The sequence below is a fragment of the Kribbella sp. NPDC051718 genome, assembly GCF_040681515.1.
Classification (GTDB): domain Bacteria; phylum Actinomycetota; class Actinomycetes; order Propionibacteriales; family Kribbellaceae; genus Kribbella.
In genome coordinates this window covers 416191-434450 of sequence record NZ_JBFAYZ010000002.1, presented here as the reverse complement: position 1 = coordinate 434450, position 18260 = coordinate 416191, and the positions used below count along the sequence as shown (strand labels likewise).

Annotated in this window: 19 protein-coding genes and 3 tRNA genes; 9 read left to right on the top strand and 13 right to left on the bottom strand. The window is 66.9% G+C overall.

From position 1 onward, the window contains the following. Nucleotides 1-155 precede the first annotated feature (155 nt). From AB0M15_RS08690 to AB0M15_RS08680, 3 genes are read left to right on the top strand one after another with little or no spacing between them, the layout of a single operon-like run. Nucleotides 156-554: a hypothetical protein gene (locus tag AB0M15_RS08690; RefSeq protein ID WP_363815448.1), complete on the top strand. Its 399-nt coding sequence runs from the start codon at nucleotides 156-158 to the stop codon at nucleotides 552-554. A 14-nt stretch (nucleotides 555-568) separates the two neighbouring features. Next, entirely contained in the window at nucleotides 569-1543 is a 975-nt protein-coding gene (locus AB0M15_RS08685; RefSeq protein WP_363815446.1) for an MvdC/MvdD family ATP grasp protein, read from the top strand. Continuing rightward, nucleotides 1540-2643: a methyltransferase domain-containing protein gene (locus tag AB0M15_RS08680; protein WP_363815444.1), complete on the top strand. Its 1104-nt coding sequence runs from the start codon at nucleotides 1540-1542 to the stop codon at nucleotides 2641-2643. Before AB0M15_RS08685 ends, AB0M15_RS08680 begins: the two co-directional genes overlap by 4 nt. 304 nt (nucleotides 2644-2947) lie before the next feature. Here AB0M15_RS08680 and AB0M15_RS08675 read toward each other — a convergent pair. The 5 genes from AB0M15_RS08675 to AB0M15_RS08655 all read right to left on the bottom strand — a co-directional run bounded on the left by AB0M15_RS08675 (nucleotide 2948) and on the right by AB0M15_RS08655 (nucleotide 4654). Beyond that, nucleotides 2948-3020: transfer RNA gene (locus AB0M15_RS08675), tRNA-Phe, on the bottom strand. 47 nt (nucleotides 3021-3067) lie between these two features. Then, nucleotides 3068-3144: transfer RNA gene (locus tag AB0M15_RS08670), tRNA-Asp, on the bottom strand. A 59-nt stretch (nucleotides 3145-3203) separates the two neighbouring features. Then, nucleotides 3204-3276 (bottom strand) — tRNA-Glu (locus AB0M15_RS08665). A gap of 185 nt (nucleotides 3277-3461) precedes the next feature. Next, nucleotides 3462-4343 carry a hypothetical protein gene (locus AB0M15_RS08660; protein WP_363815442.1) on the bottom strand — a complete coding sequence of 294 codons (882 nt, stop codon included), beginning with the start codon at nucleotides 4341-4343 and terminating at the stop codon, nucleotides 3462-3464. 62 nt (nucleotides 4344-4405) lie between these two features. Next, on the bottom strand, nucleotides 4406-4654 hold the full coding sequence (locus tag AB0M15_RS08655) for a hypothetical protein (RefSeq protein WP_363815440.1): 249 nt from the start codon (nucleotides 4652-4654) through the stop codon (nucleotides 4406-4408). Between the two features lie 147 nt (nucleotides 4655-4801). On the opposite strand from AB0M15_RS08655, the gene AB0M15_RS08650 reads away from it, so the two are divergent. Then, nucleotides 4802-5152, top strand: coding sequence for a metallopeptidase family protein (locus tag AB0M15_RS08650; RefSeq protein WP_363815438.1), 351 nt, complete (start codon nucleotides 4802-4804; stop codon nucleotides 5150-5152). Nucleotides 5153-5165: 13 nt separating this feature from the next. Here AB0M15_RS08650 and AB0M15_RS08645 read toward each other — a convergent pair whose 3' ends face one another. From AB0M15_RS08645 to AB0M15_RS08620, 6 genes are all read right to left on the bottom strand, one after another. Then, the gene (locus AB0M15_RS08645; RefSeq protein ID WP_363815436.1) at nucleotides 5166-5894 is read right to left on the bottom strand and encodes a polyprenol monophosphomannose synthase; all 729 of its coding nucleotides are present in this window, start codon (nucleotides 5892-5894) and stop codon (nucleotides 5166-5168) included. Nucleotides 5895-6084: 190 nt separating this feature from the next. Beyond that, nucleotides 6085-6669: an SIS domain-containing protein gene (locus AB0M15_RS08640; protein ID WP_343970708.1), complete on the bottom strand. Its 585-nt coding sequence runs from the start codon at nucleotides 6667-6669 to the stop codon at nucleotides 6085-6087. Between the two features lie 22 nt (nucleotides 6670-6691). Then, nucleotides 6692-7729, bottom strand: a complete 1038-nt coding sequence (locus AB0M15_RS08635; protein ID WP_363815434.1) for a LacI family DNA-binding transcriptional regulator — start codon at nucleotides 7727-7729, stop codon at nucleotides 6692-6694. Nucleotides 7730-7863: 134 nt separating this feature from the next. Then, nucleotides 7864-8652, bottom strand: coding sequence for an ATP-binding protein (locus AB0M15_RS08630; RefSeq protein WP_363815432.1), 789 nt, complete (start codon nucleotides 8650-8652; stop codon nucleotides 7864-7866). Between the two features lie 175 nt (nucleotides 8653-8827). Then, nucleotides 8828-9217 carry an STAS domain-containing protein gene (locus AB0M15_RS08625; protein WP_363815430.1) on the bottom strand — a complete coding sequence of 130 codons (390 nt, stop codon included), beginning with the start codon at nucleotides 9215-9217 and terminating at the stop codon, nucleotides 8828-8830. A 140-nt stretch (nucleotides 9218-9357) separates the two neighbouring features. Then, nucleotides 9358-10725 (bottom strand): hypothetical protein, encoded by a 1368-nt coding sequence (locus AB0M15_RS08620; protein ID WP_363815428.1) that lies wholly within the window; start codon nucleotides 10723-10725, stop codon nucleotides 9358-9360. Nucleotides 10726-10818: 93 nt separating this feature from the next. Between AB0M15_RS08620 and AB0M15_RS08615 the strand changes: the two genes are divergently transcribed. From AB0M15_RS08615 to AB0M15_RS08605, 3 genes are all read left to right on the top strand, one after another. After that, complete coding sequence (locus AB0M15_RS08615) at nucleotides 10819-11460, top strand: DUF305 domain-containing protein (protein WP_363815426.1); 642 nt, start codon at nucleotides 10819-10821, stop codon at nucleotides 11458-11460. After that, a complete protein-coding gene (locus AB0M15_RS08610; protein WP_363815424.1) occupies nucleotides 11460-12191 on the top strand; it encodes a DNA alkylation repair protein in 732 nt (243 codons plus the stop codon). The genes AB0M15_RS08615 and AB0M15_RS08610 overlap by 1 nt, the downstream gene beginning before the upstream one ends. Before the next feature lie 84 nt (nucleotides 12192-12275). Beyond that, nucleotides 12276-14288, top strand: a complete 2013-nt coding sequence (locus AB0M15_RS08605) for a neutral/alkaline ceramidase (RefSeq protein ID WP_363815423.1) — start codon at nucleotides 12276-12278, stop codon at nucleotides 14286-14288. Here AB0M15_RS08605 and AB0M15_RS08600 read toward each other — a convergent pair. Both AB0M15_RS08600 and AB0M15_RS08595 read right to left on the bottom strand, forming a co-directional pair. Then, entirely contained in the window at nucleotides 14275-15771 is a 1497-nt protein-coding gene (locus AB0M15_RS08600; protein WP_363815421.1) for a DHA2 family efflux MFS transporter permease subunit, read from the bottom strand. The two genes, AB0M15_RS08605 and AB0M15_RS08600, sit on opposite strands and share 14 nt — an antisense overlap. A gap of 31 nt (nucleotides 15772-15802) precedes the next feature. Beyond that, on the bottom strand, nucleotides 15803-16534 hold the full coding sequence (locus tag AB0M15_RS08595; RefSeq protein ID WP_363815419.1) for a hypothetical protein: 732 nt from the start codon (nucleotides 16532-16534) through the stop codon (nucleotides 15803-15805). Nucleotides 16535-16732: 198 nt separating this feature from the next. Here AB0M15_RS08595 and AB0M15_RS08590 point away from each other — a divergent pair, with 198 nt between their 5' ends. Both AB0M15_RS08590 and AB0M15_RS08585 read left to right on the top strand, forming a co-directional pair. Further along, nucleotides 16733-17566 carry a DUF4397 domain-containing protein gene (locus AB0M15_RS08590; protein ID WP_363815417.1) on the top strand — a complete coding sequence of 278 codons (834 nt, stop codon included), beginning with the start codon at nucleotides 16733-16735 and terminating at the stop codon, nucleotides 17564-17566. A 62-nt stretch (nucleotides 17567-17628) separates the two neighbouring features. After that, nucleotides 17629-18204 carry a class F sortase gene (locus tag AB0M15_RS08585; protein ID WP_363815416.1) on the top strand — a complete coding sequence of 192 codons (576 nt, stop codon included), beginning with the start codon at nucleotides 17629-17631 and terminating at the stop codon, nucleotides 18202-18204. Nucleotides 18205-18260: the final 56 nt, after the last annotated feature.

Below are 18260 nucleotides of genomic sequence, written 5' to 3'. Positions count from 1 at the left end.
CTCCCCTCGGTGAGCGGCTGATCAAGGTTCACCGTTCACCGCTTTCACCACACCGGACCACTGTCACGGATAGCAACTAACCGTAACTGATGGTTCGCTCGTCGTGTCGGGAATCCGGCGATCGTCGGTCGGGTGGAGAAATGGTGGGAGCTGACGTGAGCACGCAGAGGCGCGAGTTGAGCCTCGCGCACAAACCCGGACCACTCGACGATTCCGTCCGAGCAATGGCTCTGGCCGTTGACCGTGCCCTGAACCCAGCTCACCAGGAGAACACCATGTGGCAAGACCAGGATCGCTTTCCGCTCAGCAGCACTCAGGTTGCCGAGACCACCGCCGATGAGTTCGTTCGCCCGTTCGGGTTGCGATTCGTCGACTACTCGCCTGGCCGACCGCGCTTCAGCCGCCCGGAGGTGACGCTCTGCAGGGATCGGCAGATCGGGCTCGTGGATGGGCGCGCGGCGACGGAGGTGGTGCCGGTTGCGGCGACCATGACGCAGACGGAGTCCGACGGCAAGGATGTGCTCGCCGTGGACTGGATGGTCGACGACAAGTAGCGGAGACGATCCCGATGACCGAACCTGCCCGGATCCTGGTGCTGACTCATGACGACGACCCGACGGCAGATGTCGTTCTGCACCACCTCAATGCGAGAGGGACGCCGTTCGTGCGCTGTGACCCGGGAAGCTTTCCAGCCGACCTCTGTCTGACGGCAAGGCTCGATCCCGGAGCGACAGCCTGGGACGGTCAATTCTCTGGAGCACCTCGGGAGATCGACCTGCAGTCAGTGCGGGCCGTCTACTACCGCAGGCCATCGGATTTCAGGGTCTTCGGCGGTGGATCGCCGAGCGAGGAGGCTTTTGCTCGCTCTCAGGCCAGGCACGGGTTCTCGGGGGTTCTGAGCAGCCTTCCCGAGGCGGTCTGGCTCAACAACCCGGCGGCCATGGCGGACGCACGAGTCAAGCCGCATCAGCTCGCCGTTGCGGCGCGGTGTGGTCTGCAAGTGCCAGCGACCCTCATCACCAACGAGCCGGAGATGGTCAGCGATTTCGCGCGGTCGGCCGGCGGCCGGATTGTCACTAAGTCGCTGGCCACGATGGTGACGGTGGACGACGTACGCGGCAGTGGCGTTCTGTACACGGCTGAGGTTGCCGAGGATCTGTGGGCAGACCCGAGTATCGCCGCCACCGCGCATCTGTTCCAGGAACTGATCGAGGGTGTCGACATCCGACTGACCGTCGTCGCCGGCGAGTTCTTCGCTGCCGAAATCCACCCTTCGGATCTCGAGGGACCGGTCGACATCAGAGCCCACCACGAGAATGTCAACTATCGGGTTGTCGAGGTGCCTGACGACGTGCGCAGGGGAGTGATCGACTTGCTCCGCGAACTACGGCTGGCCTTCGCTGCCCTCGACTTCAGGGTCGTTTCTGGGCGTGGCTGGATCTTTCTCGAAGCCAATCCCAATGGACAATGGGCCTTCATCCCTGAGCTGCGAGATTCGATCGCTCAGGCGATCGCCGACTTCCTGGAGAGCAGTTGCCGATGAGCGAGCCGACATGGAGTTTCGAGGGCCAGGCGGCGGAAGACCTGGGCAAGATGGTCGGCGAACTCGTTGCGAATGGCAACATCACTGATCCGCATTGGGAAGAGGCCTTCAGAGCAGTACCGCGCCACCTGTTCGTGCCGCGGTTCTATCGCAGCGATCAGAACGGCAACTCGATCGTGGATTCGGAATCCAGAGACGAGTGGTTGTCGGCTGTCTACTCGGATATTCATCTGGTCACGTCCGAGGATGTCAGGTCGTCTTCGACGGCGCCCAGTTTGATGGCGAGCATGCTCGAGGCGCTGGAGCTGACCGGCGACGAGCGGGTTCTCGAGATCGGCACCGGGACCGGCTACAACGCGGCGCTCCTTTCGGAGAGGCTGGGGGCCGGCCAGGTGGTGAGCGTCGACATCGATCCTGATCTGATCGCCCAGGCCCGAGAGCGGCTCGAGCTGGCGGGCTATAGCCCGCTGGTTGCGGCCGCCGATGGGGCGAACGGCTACCCGGATGCCGAGCCCTATGACGCTGTCATCGCGACCTGTCGGCTCGACTACGTACCGTCGGCTTGGCTTCAGCAGGTTCGGCCTGGCGGGGTCATCGTCACTCCAATGGGTGCGGGGGTCGCTGTACTTCGGAAGGCCTCAACTGGTGATGAGGCGGCGGGCCACTTCCTGGCCAACTCGGCCTACTTCATGCCGTTGCGTCATCAGCCGGAACCGTCGGCCATCGGCGAGCTGATCCAGATCGCTCTCAACGGGACTGGTGCGAGTCAGCCGCACCGCTTCGACACATCGATCTATCGCGACAACGAGGCGCGATTCTGGCTGGACCTGACCAACCCGGATGTCCGTGCGATGACCGTGGACGGTGTGTCGGTGGTCTTCCGCTCGGACGGCTCATGGGCTCGCCTCGCTGACGGTCTGGCAGTCCAGGGCGGTCCTGGTGCGGTCTGGGATGACGTCGAGGCCGCGCACGACGATTGGCTCGCTGCTGGTCGACCTTCACGCGAGCAATACCGGATGAGGATCACGGACGCCGGGCAGGATGTATTTCTGGCTGGTCGTCCTGGCCCGGTGCACCGGTTGAGGCCTTTGCCTGGCTGAGCTCGTCGGGGAGCCCCGGGGCTGGGGCTACTACCGGACTTGGGTTGCCGGGCCGATGAGAGTGAGCACACGACGGCGACGGTGGTCGAGTCGCGCGGCAGCGCCTAGTACGCGGCGGCAGCCGCCACGATCGGCGAAGCCGGAGACCTCGGCGTCAGCCGCAGAGGCCGGCGATAGCCGGAGGGTGGGCGGGAGCGGGCGTAGCGGGCGGCTGGAGGAGCGGAGCGACGGAAGGTGCCTGCGGAGGTCGCGTAGGAAAGAAAAATCCCTCTCCGGGTGGTGGAGAGGGATTGAGGAGCAAGTGTGGTCAGGGGCGGTCTCGAACCGCCGACCTTCCGCTTTTCAGGCGGACGCTCTACCAGCTGAGCTACCTGACCGGGAGAGATAAATGGCGGCGGTGTGTGGACACCCGCCGCCACTCTCCTGGCGACCCAGACGGGACTCGAACCCGCGACCTCCGCCGTGACAGGGCGGCACGCTAACCAACTGCGCTACTGGGCCTAGCAACTCGATGATGCTACACCATCATTCGAGCCTTACTGACAACGGTCTTTTGACCGTATCCCCAACGGGATTCGAACCCGCGTTACCGCCTTGAAAGGGCAGCGTCCTAGGCCACTAGACGATGGGGACTCGGACCGCGGGAGCCGAAGCTCCGGGGACATCGGTAAGCATAGAGGAGACTTCGCCGAGGTCCAAAACGAGTTCTCGGGGGCGGTGGAAGACGGCGGGAAGCGGCTGCTGGACAGGCGAAGTGGGGAGGGGCCGCGTGAGGTGCCGGGGGAAAGGGACGGGCACCCCACGCGGCCGGTGGGCGGTCAGTTGACGGCGTCTGGGGCGATCAGCTGGGGGTACTGCGCCTTGAAGAGGCTGAAGAAGCTCAAGGCCGGGAGAATGTGGCCCTGAGGGCGGGCGGAGTCGGCGACGCCGTACGCCCAGAGGGCTGACCTCATGCGTTGGTTCGGAGTGCCGTGGTGGCCTTCACCGGCGAAGCCGCAGTCGCCGATCTGGTAGAACATCTGGCTGAACAGCTGGACCCGCTTCCACTGCATCGCGGCGCCGCGGGCGTGGGTCAGGAAGTACGCGCTGAACGTGTCCGCAGACAGTTCGGCCCAGCGTGACGCCTCCGGTGCCGGCAGGTCGGCCCGCATCAGGTTGTCGGCGTACTGGATGTGGTGGCCGAACTCGTGCGCGAGGATCGCCTGCGGTGCCACGTCGCCGAGACCGACCTGGTCGAAGCCCTCCAGTACGCCGTCGCCGAAGGCGATCCGCTTGGGCGTCTGGCCAACACCGGGGAGGAACTCACCGGGAGCGGCGTACGCGTTGAAGGTGAAGATCGGCAGGTCGCCGTACCCCATCGCGGCGGAGTTCAGCTGCTCGGCGACGAAGTCCGCCGAGAACCTGGACGGGGCGTCCGGCAGCCCGTAGATCTTCGTGAAGACCCGGTAGTTGAGCTCGGGATCGAGCATCGCGCGACCGTGCGCGGGGACCAGCTGGATATCGCCGGACGGGATGTCCCAGAATTTCTTCAGGTCGCGGAAGGTGTGGGTGGCGGCATTCGTGTACTGGCCCTGCGAGCCGAAGGTGTACGGCCCGGTCTGAGGCAGGTAGGCCGCGTCGACCAGCGCCATGTTGTAGATCAGCACGTGCAGTGCCGCGAGGAGCTGGTCGAAGTTCCAGTTCGCGGCCGGAGCCAGCACGGCCGCGAGTACCGGCGGCGTGGCGTTGGAGCACTCGTACTGCGTGGGGTCGATCGCGTCGATCAGGGAGCGCTGCAGGCTGTCGTCGATGCCCAGCTTGGCGTTGACCGCCTCGGCCCGCTCCCGGGCCGCTGGCAGCTGGTCCAGGAGGTACTGCTCCTCGGGTCGGGAGACAGGTTGTCCGGAATGGCGAGCTTCTTGATGCCGGCCACCGGCGCTGTGGTGGCGACGGGGTCGGCGAGGGCGGGGGCGGCTGTGAAGCTCAGCGCGGCGGTGGCGATGACCGCTGCCCAGATTGTGGGCTTTCTCATACTGGATCTCTCCTGGAAGCGGGGGACGGGATGTCCGTCAGTATCCGCAGGAGGTAGCGGTCGCTACGAGAGCGAGTGGTGTCTGAAACCGGCATGTCAGGAATCTGTCGGCCACCGCTCACTGGGGCGGCTCACTACGCTGGCCACGTGATCGAGATGAGCCGGGCCGATTTCGAGTTGCTGGTGTCCGAGGCGCTGGATCAGGTGCCGACCGAGCTGGCGGCGTTGATCGACAACGTGGCGGTGTTCGTCGAGGACGACGCGCCGAGCAGCGACCCGGACCTGCTCGGGATCTACGAGGGCATCCCGCTGACCGAGCGCGGGCACTACTACGGCGGCGTACTACCCGACCGGATCACCGTCTACCGCAACCCGACGCTGCGGATCTGCGAGACGGTCGAGGACGTCGTCGAGGAGGTGCACATCACCGTGGTGCACGAGATCGCGCACCACTTCGGCATCGACGACGCCCGTCTCCACCAACTCGGCTACGGCTGAGGCTCCCAGCAGCCTAGGAGCGCTTGAACAGCAGCTTCCAGGGCATCAGCGCCGACTCCAGCTGCACCTTCAGGCTCATCTTCGAGGCGCCGACCGTACGCTCCTCGAACCGGATCGGCGTCTCGGCGATCCGCCGGCCCTGCCGCACCGTGCGGTAGTTCATCTCGACCTGGAACGAGTACCCGTTGCTCTGGATCGTCGACACGTCGATCGCCCGCAGCGTGTCCGCCTTCCAGGCCTTGAAGCCGGCCGTGGCGTCCTTCACGTGCAGGCGCAGGATCGTGTTCACGTAGACGTTCGCGAACGCCGACAGCAGCCGCCGGTGCCAGGCCCACTCGGCCGCGGCCTCGCCACCCTCGACGTACCGCGAACCGATCACCACGGCGGCGTCGGTGGTCTGCAGGATCTCCACCATCGTCGGGATCACCGACGCGGGGTGGGACAGGTCGGCGTCCATCTGGATCACGATGTCGGCGTTCTCGTCCAGCGCGCGGCTGATCCCGGCAATGTAGGCGCGGCCGAGGCCGTCCTTCTCGGTCCGGTGCAGGACGGAGACCTCCGTCGGCGCGGCCTTGGCCAGCTCGTCGGCGACGTCACCGGTGCCGTCGGGGGAGTTGTCGTCGACCACCAGCATCTGCAGCCCGGGCAGCTTCAGGTCGGACAGCAGCGCCGCCAGCACGGGCAGGTTCTCCCGCTCGTTGTAGGTCGGCACCACCACGATGATCTTGGCGCTCTCAGCCATTCTCATTCCTTCGTCAAAGCTTCACCGGACACAGGACGCTATCGCATCAACTGTTCGAACCTCGCAATGGTGACGTGATCAAAGGTTGCAGTACTGCGTACGCGGGTCGGGCCGGCGCCTTCGCGGTGGCCTGGGCGAGCAGGCCGCCGCGAAGGCGCTGGCGAGTTGGCGGGTGGGTGGACAGCGTCGGTCAGTAGGCGGCGGCCCACTGGTCGACGAGTTCGCTGACCATGTGCAGGGCCAGCAGGTGCATCTCCTGGATCCTGGCCGTCTCCTCGGCCGGTACAACGAGAGCCAGGTCAGCCGCCGCTGCCAGGCCGATCCCACGCCGGGAGGTGAAGGCCACCGAGCAGGCTCCGGCGTTTCGGGCCGCCTCCAGCCCCTTGACCACGGTCGGTGAGGTACCGGAGGTGCTGAAGCCGACGACCATGTCTCCCGGCCGGACGAGCGCCTGGACCTGACGGGAGAACACGTCGTCGTAGCCGTAGTCGTTCGCGATGCAACTGGTCACGGCCGCGTCCCCGACCAGGGCTACGGCGGGCAGCGGCCGCCGTTCCCTGAGGTAGCGGCCGATGAGTTCACCGACCAGGTGCTGTGCGTCGGCAGCGGATCCACCGTTGCCGTAGGTGTAGAGCACTCCGCCGGTGTCCAGTCGGCGGATGAGCTCGTCGGCGATCGCCTGGATCGCGTCCAGCTGGCTGTGCATCGCCTCGGCGACCTCGGTGTGGCGCTCGAGCTGCCTGGCGATGACCCGGTCTACATAGAGTTGTGTCATGTGCCGGTGGTACGCCAGAAATTCAGTTTCTGGGAGCGGGTCCGGTGGATCCACGGACAACAAGACGTGGCGCAACTCGCACAATTCGCCGCCGGGCGGGCAGTTCGTCCCTGATTCTGGCCAGTAATAGTTGCGCAGAGCTACGACCCAGATCCACAGTGTGCTGATCCACCGTGGTAATCGCGGGTTGGACCAACGACATCCACGGCACGTCGTCATATGCGGCGAGGCTGATTTTGTTCGGTATCCGGAGTCTCCGGCGCTTCAATTCGGCCAGCGCGCCCTGCGCGAGCACGTTGTTGGCCGACAGGATCGCGGTCACGTGCTGCTGGTCGAGCAGCTCCCGGGTGGTCTGCTTGGCCGCCTCGGCGTCGAAGCTGGTGAAGACGATCAGGTCCTCGTCCAGCTCCAGACCGGCGTCCTCGTACGCCGCCCGGAACCCGGCCAGCCGGCCCGCCCCGGTCGACCACTTGGTCTCGTCGATCAGCAGGCCGATCCGCTCGTGGCCGAGCCCGAGCAGGTGCTCGGTCAGCTCCCGCGCGCCGGCCTTGTTGTCGCTCAGCACCGCGTCACCGCCGCGCCCGAGCTGCCGGTCGGCAGAGACCACGTGGATCCCGTTGTCCTGCAGCATCTTCGGGCAGGCGGCCGCGACCGGCGTCACGATCACCCCGGCGACCTGCATCGCCAGCAGTGTCTCCGCGGCGTGCATCTCCTCTTCCGGGTCGCCGTTGTCGTTCACCAAGATCATCTGGTGCCCCTCGAACCGGAGCACCTCCTCGATCCCGGCGGCCAGATCGGCGTAGAACGGGTTGCGCAGATCGGAGATCAGCACCCCGATCGCGGTCGACGTGCGGCTGCGCAGGTTGCGGGCCATGTGGTTCGGCACGTAGCCGAGCCGCTGGGCGGCCGCCTGGACACGTTCGCGGACCTCTGGTGAGGCGTAGCCCCGGGTATGCAGGGCACGCGACACAGTCGACGGCGAGACGCCTGCCTCCCGGGCGACGTCCTGCACGGTCGGCCGGCTCTGCTGCTTCCTGGAATCCCCGGTCACACGCGTCATGTTAGGGCCACTACCGTCAATTAGTGCCTCTTTGGCTCCATCGTGAGCAAAGCGCCGCACAGGTGAGCGCCGGTACTGCGTATTCCGCGCCCCCGCGCGGGGATGTCGATTGCCCGCTCAGCGTCCACATCCGGCTACAGACCGTTGCGCCAGCTGTTGTTGATCGCCATCCGGGCGTTCGGCGACCGCAGCCGGATCGTCGCCCAGACGAGCTTGCCACCGCTCGAGGTCGGATTGGCACCCCAGGAGGTGGCCAGCGTCGCGACTATGCCGAGCCCCATCCCACCCTCGCGGACGCCCAGCGGGCGGCGTACAGGCAGGTCTGGGCTGCCGTCGGAGACTGCGACGGTCAGCACCTGCCGGCGTAGCTCCAGGCGGAGGTCGGCGTCCGTGTGGGCGTGCCGGACCACGTTGGCCACCAGCTCCGAGGTGATCGCGACCGCGTCCTCGGAGACCTCCTCGCAGTGCCACAGCTCGCAGACGGAGGCGACGAACCGGCGGGCGGTCGAGGCGCTGTGCGGCTCGGGAGCCAGTCTGAGCTTGGTGAGCTGCCGGGCCGGCGGGTTGCGGATGGACGCCAGCGCGGAGGCGAGGTCGGGGAAGACGGGGATGAAGCGGGAGATCAGCTCCGAGTGCCGTTGCAGTTCGTGGCTGCGGTTGCGGCCGGTGACGAGTACGAACGGGGTGCCGGACCAGTCCGCCACCTGCCGGGCGAGATTGGTGAAGACGCTGAGCGAGTACGCCCGGGCGAGGACGAGGTCCTGCAACATCACGATCACCGCGGCGGGCTGGTCGGCCAGCCGACGGGCCAGGAAGGTCCGCAACTGTGGAGCGGTAGTCAGTTCGAGAGTTCCCGACGGGCTGACCACGACCGCCTCCCCGACGGTCCGGACGCCGATCGCCAATGAAGTCCTTCGACCCATCAGCATCCCCCTCCCCAGGCAGCCGCGCAACGTTCCCCCGTCGGCCGGTGCGGCAACGTTGCCATCACCCGGTCCGGGCCCGGCAGTAACTCAGCGTTCCCGCCCTCGGCGCGAGTCAATCATTTCCGGGCGGCCCGGTATCACACAGTTACTTCCGGTACTCCGGTCCGGCCGCTCAGGACGGCCGGTGCAGCAGTGCGTCCTCGACCGAGGCGAAGATGCTGAAGTCCCGGCCGAGGCCGGTGATGGTCAGCGGACGGTCGACCGGACGGCCGACACCGACCAATGCGAGATCGATGCCATGTTGCCCGGCCAATTGGCGGGCCTCGACCAGATTCCCCAGCCCGGCCGAGCTGCAGAACGTCACCGCGGACACCTCGATCATTACCAGCCTGGCCGGTGGCGCGATCGCCGCGCGGATCGCTTCGGCGGCGAAGTCGGTGGTGGCGATGTCGATCTCTCCGGACAGCCGGACCAGCAGGATGCCGGGCTGAAGTTCCTCGGTGACGGCGCCGAACGTGGTCCGGATCATCTCGCCGTCACCGTGATCGGGCTGGCTCGTCACGCTGTCTTCTCCCCCGGGTGTTCCCGCGACGCCGGTCGGTCCTGGCGCGGTGGACAACAGCCCTGGTATCACCGTATGCCCGAACACTCCGGGGTCACAACGGTTGTTTTGCCCGTGACCCCGGAGGATTGCGGAATCGTTTACTTGGATGCGGGCTGGGTCTGGACGTTGAGCTCCTTCAGCTTCACCCGTTTCGCCGGATCGGTGCGCTTGTCATCGATCCGGAAGACATCGAAAGCCTTGACCGACTCGGTGCCGTAGATCGCGCCGTTGTAGTAGTACACGGACCAGTACCCGCCGAAGTCGGCCGGCTCGATCGGCGGCCGGTCGAAGTACCCGATCTCGGTCGGATGGGCCGAGTCGGTGAAGTCCCAGACCGAGAAGCCACCCTGGTACCAGGCCTGCACCATGATGTCGCGGCCGCGGACCGGGATCAGCGAACCGTTGTGCGAGACGCAGTTCTCCTCGGCGGCCTGGTGCCGGGGGATCTTGAAGTAGCTGCGGAAGACGAACTTCTTGTGCTTGAGGTCGAAGACCGCGGTGGCGCCCTTGTTCGGGCCGACCTCGGCGCTGCACTCCGCGCCGCCACCGCCACCGAGCTCGTCCATGAAGACGACCTTGGTGCCGTCACCGTTGAAGGTGGCGCCGTGCCAGAACGAGAAGTTCGCAGCGTCCTGGACCCGGTCGATCACCTTCGGCCGCTCGGGCTTGGAGATGTCCAGCAGGATGCCGTCACCCATGCACGCCGCCGCAGCGATGTCGCGAGCGGGGAAGGCGGTGATGTCGTGGCAACCACTTGTCGCGCGACCGGTCGGGCTGCCGGGGAATCCGCCGTCGGGGAACAGGACGGGCGAGGCGACCACGGCCGCCTGCTCAGGGTGCTGCACCGGGACCTTGATGATGTCGATCAGGTCGTTCGGCGGCTGGCAGTCCGGATACGCCGCGTTCGGGCTGTAGGACGAGTTGTAGATGTAGATGTCGCGCTTCGACTTGGCCGGGATCAGCGTGTGCGTGTGCGAGCCGCAATGGGTCTCGACGGCCGCGACGTACCGGGGGTTCGCCGGGTCCTTGACGTCGAAGATCTTGATCCCCTCCCACGACTCCTTGATCGTCGCCGACTGCGCGACGCTCTGGCAGGAGTTGTCGCTGCGGGAGGAATCGGTACTGAGGAACAGCAGCCCGTTCGAGATGCTGATGTCGTTCTGGCTGCCGGGGCAGTACACCTGGCTCACCAGAGTCGGCTCGGCCGGGTTGGCGATGTCATAGATCGCGAAGCCGGAGTAGTTGCCGACATACGCGAGCTTGCCGGCGAACGCGATGTCGGTGTTGATCCCGTCGGCCAGCGGTCCGCTCATCGGCGCGCTGGCCAGGTGGGTGATGTTGTCGCTCTTGGCCGCGCCGGTCTCCGGTGGCGCGGGCGCCTCGGCACTCGCGATACCGGCTGATCCGGCGACGAGAGCGAGGGCGAAGGTGAGGCTGGCGAGCGTGCGGGGGCGGCCTGCGCGCATGCTGTGGTCCCTTCAGGAATTGTCGGGCGGTTCTTCAGCCTAGGCGTGATAGACACTGTCCGGAAGCGATTTGCCACAGGGAGTGAGGCTCGCGTGACGTTTTCTGCCCGAAGGAGCTGGATTGCCGTGCTGCTGGCCGCCGTCACAGTGACCGGGTGCAGCTCCGATCCGAAGCCGCAGGCCGCGCCGACCGGCCCACCGGTGATCGTGCCCGGTACGCCGGGCGGCCCGAACAAAACCGTCACGGCCCTGCCCAGCACAGCCCAGACGGTCGACCCGGACGACGTCACCTTCCTGAGCGACATGATGATCCACCACACCCAGGCCCTGCAGATGGCCGAATGGGCCCGTACGACGGCATCGAACGCGCGGGTCAAAGCGCTGGCCGACCGGATCCGCGTCGGCCAGAAGCCCGAAATCGAGTCGATGCGCCAGCTCCTCACCGCGGCCGGCCAGACCCCGCCCGACCTCGAGCACGTGCAGCACATGGACCACAGCAAGATGCCCGGGATGGCCACTCAGGCCGAGCTGACCACCTTGCAGCGGGCTCGCGGCAAGGCCTTCGACGAACTGTTCCTGACTCTGATGATCAAGCATCATGAGGGCGCGGTGACGATGAGCTCCGAGCAGCTCGAGAACGGCTCGAACATCCGGGTCGGCGAGCTGGCCCAAGAGGTCAGCGTCACCCAGACGAAGGAGATCAGCACGATGAAGGCGCTGCAGAAGGAGCTCTAGTGACCCAAGAGGTCGACGATCTGCTCCGCGAGATCGACGCGGCGGCCGATCCCGCGACCGCCGAGACGCTCGCGCGCTACTTCCAGGTCAAGCCGGGTGGCTACGGCGAGGGCGATCAGATGATCGGCGTCAAGCTCTCCACCCTGCGCCTGATTCTCAAGCCGTACCTCCGTGCCGACCTCCCGTTGCCGGCGATCGAGGAGGCGCTGACCAGCCCGATCCACGAACACCGGCTGGCGATCCTCTGCCTCCTGGCCGACCGCGCGTCCCGAGCCGGCAAGCCCCGGACGGCGGACCCCGTGGACCTGACCGCCATCTACGACCTGTACCTGCGCAACACGAAGTACATCGACAACTGGGACCTGGTCGACTGCAGCGCCCCACAGATCGTCGGCGCCCAGCTCCTCGACCACCCGCGCGACCCGCTCTACAAGTTGATTGCCTCCAGCAACCTCTGGGAACGCCGCATCGCCCTGGTCGCCACCTACAAGCTGATCCGGGCCGGTGAAACCGAAGACACCTTCGCGCTGGCGGCCAAGGTCCTCGACGACCGGGAGGATCTCATCCACAAGGCCTCCGGCTGGATGCTCCGCGAAGCCGGCAAACACACTGCTCCCGCCGAACTCCTGGCCTTCCTCGATCAGCACGCCACCCGGATGCCTCGGACGATGCTCCGCTATGCCATCGAACGTCTCCCCGCCGATACCCGGAGGCACTACCTCGGTAAGTGACGAACCCTTCACAGTCTGCGAGCAACCCGGTACTCTCCGGTAAAGATGAAATTGGCTCAGCTTTGATCGGACTGAGGAGACTTCATGCGCCGCCGCCCCCGCTCGCTTGTTGCCGTGCTCGCCCTGGCGCTGGTCGCCACCGGAGTGAGCGTCCATCGGACTACTCCCGCGCAAGCTGTTGACTCGGCATATCTGGTGGGCCGGGGGATCTCCGACATCACCGGACCGGCCGCCGAGAACGGGATGATGGGGTACTCGAAGTTCGGGCAGAACACGACCGGGATCCACCAGCGGCTGCGGGCCCGGGCGTTCATCGCCGTCGAGCAGGCGACGGGGCAGCGGGTCGCCTACGTCAACTCGGATCTGGGGATGATCTTCCAGGCTCAGCGAGATGCCGTGCTGGTGAAGCTGCAGGCGAAGTACGGAGCCTTGTACTCCGAGCGCAACGTGCTGCTCTCGGCAACGCACACGCACAGCGGGCCGGGTGGGCAGTCGCACAACCTGGCGTACAACCTGTCGATCTACGGGTTCCAGAAGCAGGCCTTCGACGCGACCGTCGACGGCATCGTCGAGGCGATCGCCAAGGCGCACCAGAATCTCGCGCCCGGCACCATCAGCCTCGGCAGGTCGACGCTCACCAACGCCAGTGTCAACCGATCGCGGATCGCCTTCGATCAGAACCCTGCCGCCGACAAGGCCGCGTTCCCGCAGGCGATCGACCCAGCGGTGACCGTACTGCGGTTCCAGCAAGGCGGTTCCGACATCGGCGCGATCAGCTGGTTCGCCACCCACGCGACCTCGATCACCAACGAGAACACGCTGATCAGCCCGGACAACAAGGGCTATGCGGCGTACCGCTGGGAGCACGACGAGAAGGGCGTTCGCTACCTCGACGAGAGTCAGGGCTTCGTCGCCGCGTTCCCGAACACGAACGCCGGCGACATGTCGCCCAACCTCAACCTCAAGCCCGGCTCCGGGCCGACCGAGGACCCGTTGCTCAACGAACAGATCCTCGGCGAGCGCCAGCAGCAGGCCGCCGAGCAGGCGTACAACGGGCCGCGGGCAACGATCACCGGCAGCCTCGACGCGCGGATGCGTTATGTCGACATGTCGGCTGTTCAGGTGGACCCGCAGTACACCCCCGACGGTGAAGCGCATCGCACCTGCACGGGTGTCGTCGGCGCCTCCACGCTGGCCGGCAGTGTCGAGGACGGGCCGGCCATCCCGATCATCCCCGAGGGGGTGACGAACCCGTTCTTCGAAGCCCTCAAGCCGTTCAAGGTGGATGTCGCGCCGTGGCTGATCAGTTGCCAGTCACCGAAGCTGGCCGCGGTACCGACCGGGCTGCTGCAGGCGACGCCGGACATCGTGCCGATCCAGCTGGTCAAGCTCGGCCAGTTCTACCTTGTCGCGATGCCCGGTGAGGTCACGATCGTCGCCGGCCTGCGACTTCGGCGGACGGTCGCGGCGGAGCTCGGCGTACCGATCGAGAACGTGCTGGTCTCGGGCTACTCCAACGCCTACAGCTCGTACGTGACGACGCCGGAGGAATACCAACTGCAGCAGTACGAAGGCGGCTCGACGCTGTTCGGGAAGTACACGCTGCCGGCGTACCAGCAGGAGTTCGCCGGACTCGCCAGAGCACTGAAGGCCGGTACGCCGGTAGCCGCCGGAACTCATCCGCCGAAGCCGATCTCGGCCGAGCTCAACCTGCAGGCGGGGGTGGTGTTCGACGCCCCGCCGCCGTTCAAGTCGTTCGGCCAGGTACTGACGGATGCCGCCCCGCAGTACCAGCGTGGTGCGACTGTCTCGGTGGCGTTCGTGACCGGGCATCCCAAGAACAACCTGCACCGCAACGGCACGTTCCTCGAGGTGCAGCGCCAAGTCGGTGGCCAATGGCAACGAGTTGCCGACGACGGCGACTGGGACACCACGTATCGCTGGGAGCGCGGCGGCCTGGCCGACTCGAAGGCGACCATCACGTGGAAGGCGACCGAGCCCGGCACCTACCGGATCGTCCACCACGGCGACTCGAAGGCGCTGAACGGCACCATCACTCCGTTTACCGGGACGTCCCGAACCTTTACGGTCTCGTAGTTTCCGGAGTAGCCGGCGGCGGAGACACCAAGGGGCAATGCGTGTAGTGCTGCTCCTCCGCTGCCGGCGGCTTCGAGGCCTTCCCTGGAGCAAGCGTCACCCAGGCCAGTGCTGCGCCCAGGACGGCCAGGCCGGACGAGATCCACATTGCCATCCGGAAGCCATCACTGAAGGCGGCGGGATCCCGGTAGGAGTCGCCGGTGATCCCGGCCGCCAGCGGGATCGCGGCGACCGCCATCAGTTGGGCGGTCCGCGCGATGGCGTTGTTGACTCCGGAGGCGACGCCGGCGTGGTGGTCCTCGACCGCGTTCAGCACGGTGGAGGTCAGCGGAGCCACCGTGCACACCAGGCCGATCCCCAGGACGATCACTGACGGCAGTACGGCGGTGAGGTAGCTCGCGCCGGGCTTGACCCGCATCATCAGCAGGAAGCCGGCGGCCATGAAGAGCGGCCCGACCGTCATGTGGATCCGGGCACCGATGATCTCCGACAGGGCGCCCGCGTAGCCCGACAAGGTCAGCATGAGCAGGGTCATCGGCAGTAGCGCCGCGCCGGCCTCGAGTGCTCCGTAGCCGAGTGCCGTCTGCAGGAAGACCACCAGCAGGAAGGTGGCCGTGCCCAACGCGCCGTAGACGGCGACGGTGACCAGGTTGGCGCCGGTGAAGCGCAGGTTCTTGAAGATGCCCGGCGGCAGGATCGGGTGCGAGCTGCGCCGCTCGACCTCGACGAAGGCCGCGAGGCCGAGTACGCCGATCAGCAGCGTCGTCAGCACCAGGGCGTCGCCGAAGCCGCGATCGCCCGCACTGATCAGGCCGAACGTCACCCCGGCCAGGCCGACCGTCGCGAGCACGGCGCCGGCCACGTCGAGCTTGCCGGCCATCGTCTCGTCGCGCGTCTCCGGTACGTGCCTCAGCGTGACCAGCACCGTGGCCGCCGCGAGCGGCAGGTTGAGCACGAAGATCCATCGCCACGAACCGCTGTCCACCAGCGTCCCGCCGACGAACGGGCCGACCGCCGCGGCGACGGAGGTGAGCCCGGACCAGGTGCCGACCGCTTTGGCGCGGTCCGACTGCCGGAAGCTGGTCTGCAGGATCGCGAGGCTGCCCGGCGTGAGCAGCGCGCCGCCGATCCCTTGCAGCACCCGCCCGGCGATCATCACCTCGAGATTCGGCGCGACCGCACAGATGAGCGAGGCGACCGCGAACCAGATGACGCCGGTCAGAAAGGTCTTGCGGCGGCCGAGCCGGTCACCGAGCGAACCGCTCAGCAGGATCAGCGACGCGAGCATCAACATGTAGCCGTTGACGATCCACTGCAGACCGGAGATCTCGGCGTTCAGATCCTCGCCCATCGCGGGCAGAGCAACGTTCACCACCGTGCCGTCCAGGAAGGCCATCCCGGAGCCGAGCGCGGTGGCGGCCAGCACCCAGCGGCCCCGCGCGGTACCGAGGGCGATGGGCCCCGCGGCCTGTGTGTTGACCATGCAACCAGCTTAAGCGCTTCAAATAGCTAGCTCACGGCTGCATCGGCAGGTCCAGCTGGAGGACGGCGAGGGACTGGTCGGCGGGGATGCCCTGCTGGATGCCCAGGCCGGGCGGTTCGCCAACGGCACAACGGGTTTCGGTCATCTCCGGGCAGACCGCGTTGAGCAGACTGCCGCCGGAGATCTGGTAGTTGGTCGGCAGCGTCGGATCGACGCCGGCCGTCAGCGGACTGATCGCCGCCGAGGCGCGACCGGTCTCGGACGGCAGGCTTCGTACCGTCGAACCGGACAGTCGATAGACCAGCCGGAGCTTGGTCGCGGCGACGGTCAGCGGCAGGTCGCGGGCAGCGGCCAGCTTGGTCGTCTCCATCGGGACCGCCTGGTCGTCGGCGGTGACCTTCAGGCTCGTCGCCATCGGCTTGGTCGGCCGCATCATCCCGACCAGCTTCGCGCCGGACTGCGGCAACTGCAGCCGGATCAGCGCGACCTCGGAACGCAGTACGACGTCCTCGGTGATGTCGAAACTGCCATCGCCGCGCGGTATCGCGGCCAGGTGGATCCCGGGCGCGGTCAAACCCGGTCCCTCCGCCGTCGGTGGCGGCTGGACCGGTGCTGCGCCGCCCCCGTTGGCCAACGGGCCAGGGCTGGGCGCGACCGGACTCCCGGCCTGCTCCTGCGCCGAACAAGCAACAGTCGTGCTGACCCCCAGCGTCAGCGCGACCACCGCCAGCACGGAGGTCCTCAACGAGCTTCGTGCGGACATGCGACATCGCCCCCAATGGACCCGGCCACTTCCTCTGGTGGCCGGATCGACTTCCGCATACGATACGCCGGAATTAGCCTGGCCAGGCAAATACTTATGCATTTCCGAAGGGGTGGGAAAATGCGGGGACACAGCGTATCCGGGCAATCTCCAACAGTTATCCCGGGGGGACGGAAAATCAGGACGATGTTATCGAGAATGACAGGTCCGCAATTTGCCCGGATGTTGTCCGGGCTGCTGGCGGTGACCGTGCTCGGGCTGGGGGCCCTGATCGCGGTACCGGCGCAGGCGGCCGGCAACGGGGTGCTGCACGTGATCCAGGGCCTGCCGGGCCGGACGCTCGACATCGCCGTGGACGGCAAGACGGTGGCCACCGGGGTGAAGGCGACCGAGGTGGTCGGTCCGCTCACGGTCGCCGCCGGGGCGCGGAAGATCACCGCGAAGGACGGCGGGAAGCTGGTGATCGAGCGGCAGGTCACGGTGGCCGCGGACAGCAACCTCGACGTCGTCATCCACCGGCCGGCCTCGCCGACGGCGGCTCCGGTGATCACCACCTACGTCAACAAGCTGACCGCCGTACCGCGGGACAAAGGCGCGGTCCGGGTCGCACACACGGCCGCGGTCGGGCCGGCTGACATCCGGGTGAACGGAAAGGTGCTTTTTGCCAACGTGGCGAACGGAGAATCACTCGACGTAGTCGTTCCGGCCGGAACTTACTCGGTCGAGATCGTGCCTGCCGGATCTACCACGCCGGTTGTTCTCGGTCCGTTGAAATTGCCTGTCCGGGCCGGTTACCTGACCCGGGTCTTCGCCGTCGGCGAACCGACCTCGAAGACGATGAACGTCGCGGTCGCGACGCTGAAGCTGCCCGGCGCCGGGAGTGAGAAGCCCGGCCTCGTCAACACCGGCACCGGTGGACAGGCGGCAGCGCTCGGCCTCACCGAGGAGCACCAGGGTTCGACGCTGCCCCTGCTGATCCTGGTGGGTGCACTGGCGCTGACGGTCGTGGTCAGAAAGGCGGTACGTCGCTGAGGCGGCTCATACTCGGATTGCTGCTGTTCACCTGTGTGGCCCTGGAGGGGTGCGCCGCGCAGGTGGACGAAGCAGTCCCGAGTCCTGGTACGGCGGGCGGCGGTACTCCGGCGGTGGGGCAGCCGGAGCCGTCGTCAGCCGTGCTGCCCGGGCGGGTCGGTACGCCGGCGCCCAGCCAGCGGGTGCGATTCGTACCGACCGAGATCATGATGCCCGGTGGGGCCAAGGCGACCGTGTTGCCGGCGTCGACGGTCGCGGGGCAACTCGTAGTACCGGAGCATGTGCAGCGGGTCGGCTGGTGGGACGGGGGAGCCGAGGCCGGTGATCCGTTCGGCTCGGTGGTGATCGCGGGGCATATCGACTCCGCCAAGGAGGGGATCGGCTTCTTCGTGCGGCTCGAGCGGATCAAGTCGGGCGAGACTGTCGTACTGCGCGGTGACGGCCACAGTGCGTCGTACCGGGTGGATTCGGTGACGTCGGTGCCCAAGGACGCGCTGGCGACGAAGAGCGGTGCTTTCGACCAGACGGGTGATCATCGGCTGGTGCTGATCACGTGCACGGGTGCCTACGACCGCGGGCGGGGCGGCTACGAGAAGAACCTCGTGGTCAGCGCGACGCCGCTGGGACTGGCGAAGTAGGTCTAGGTCTACCCCCGATGGGGTGGTCGCTCCCTGTCTGAGGCCGTGCGGACCGA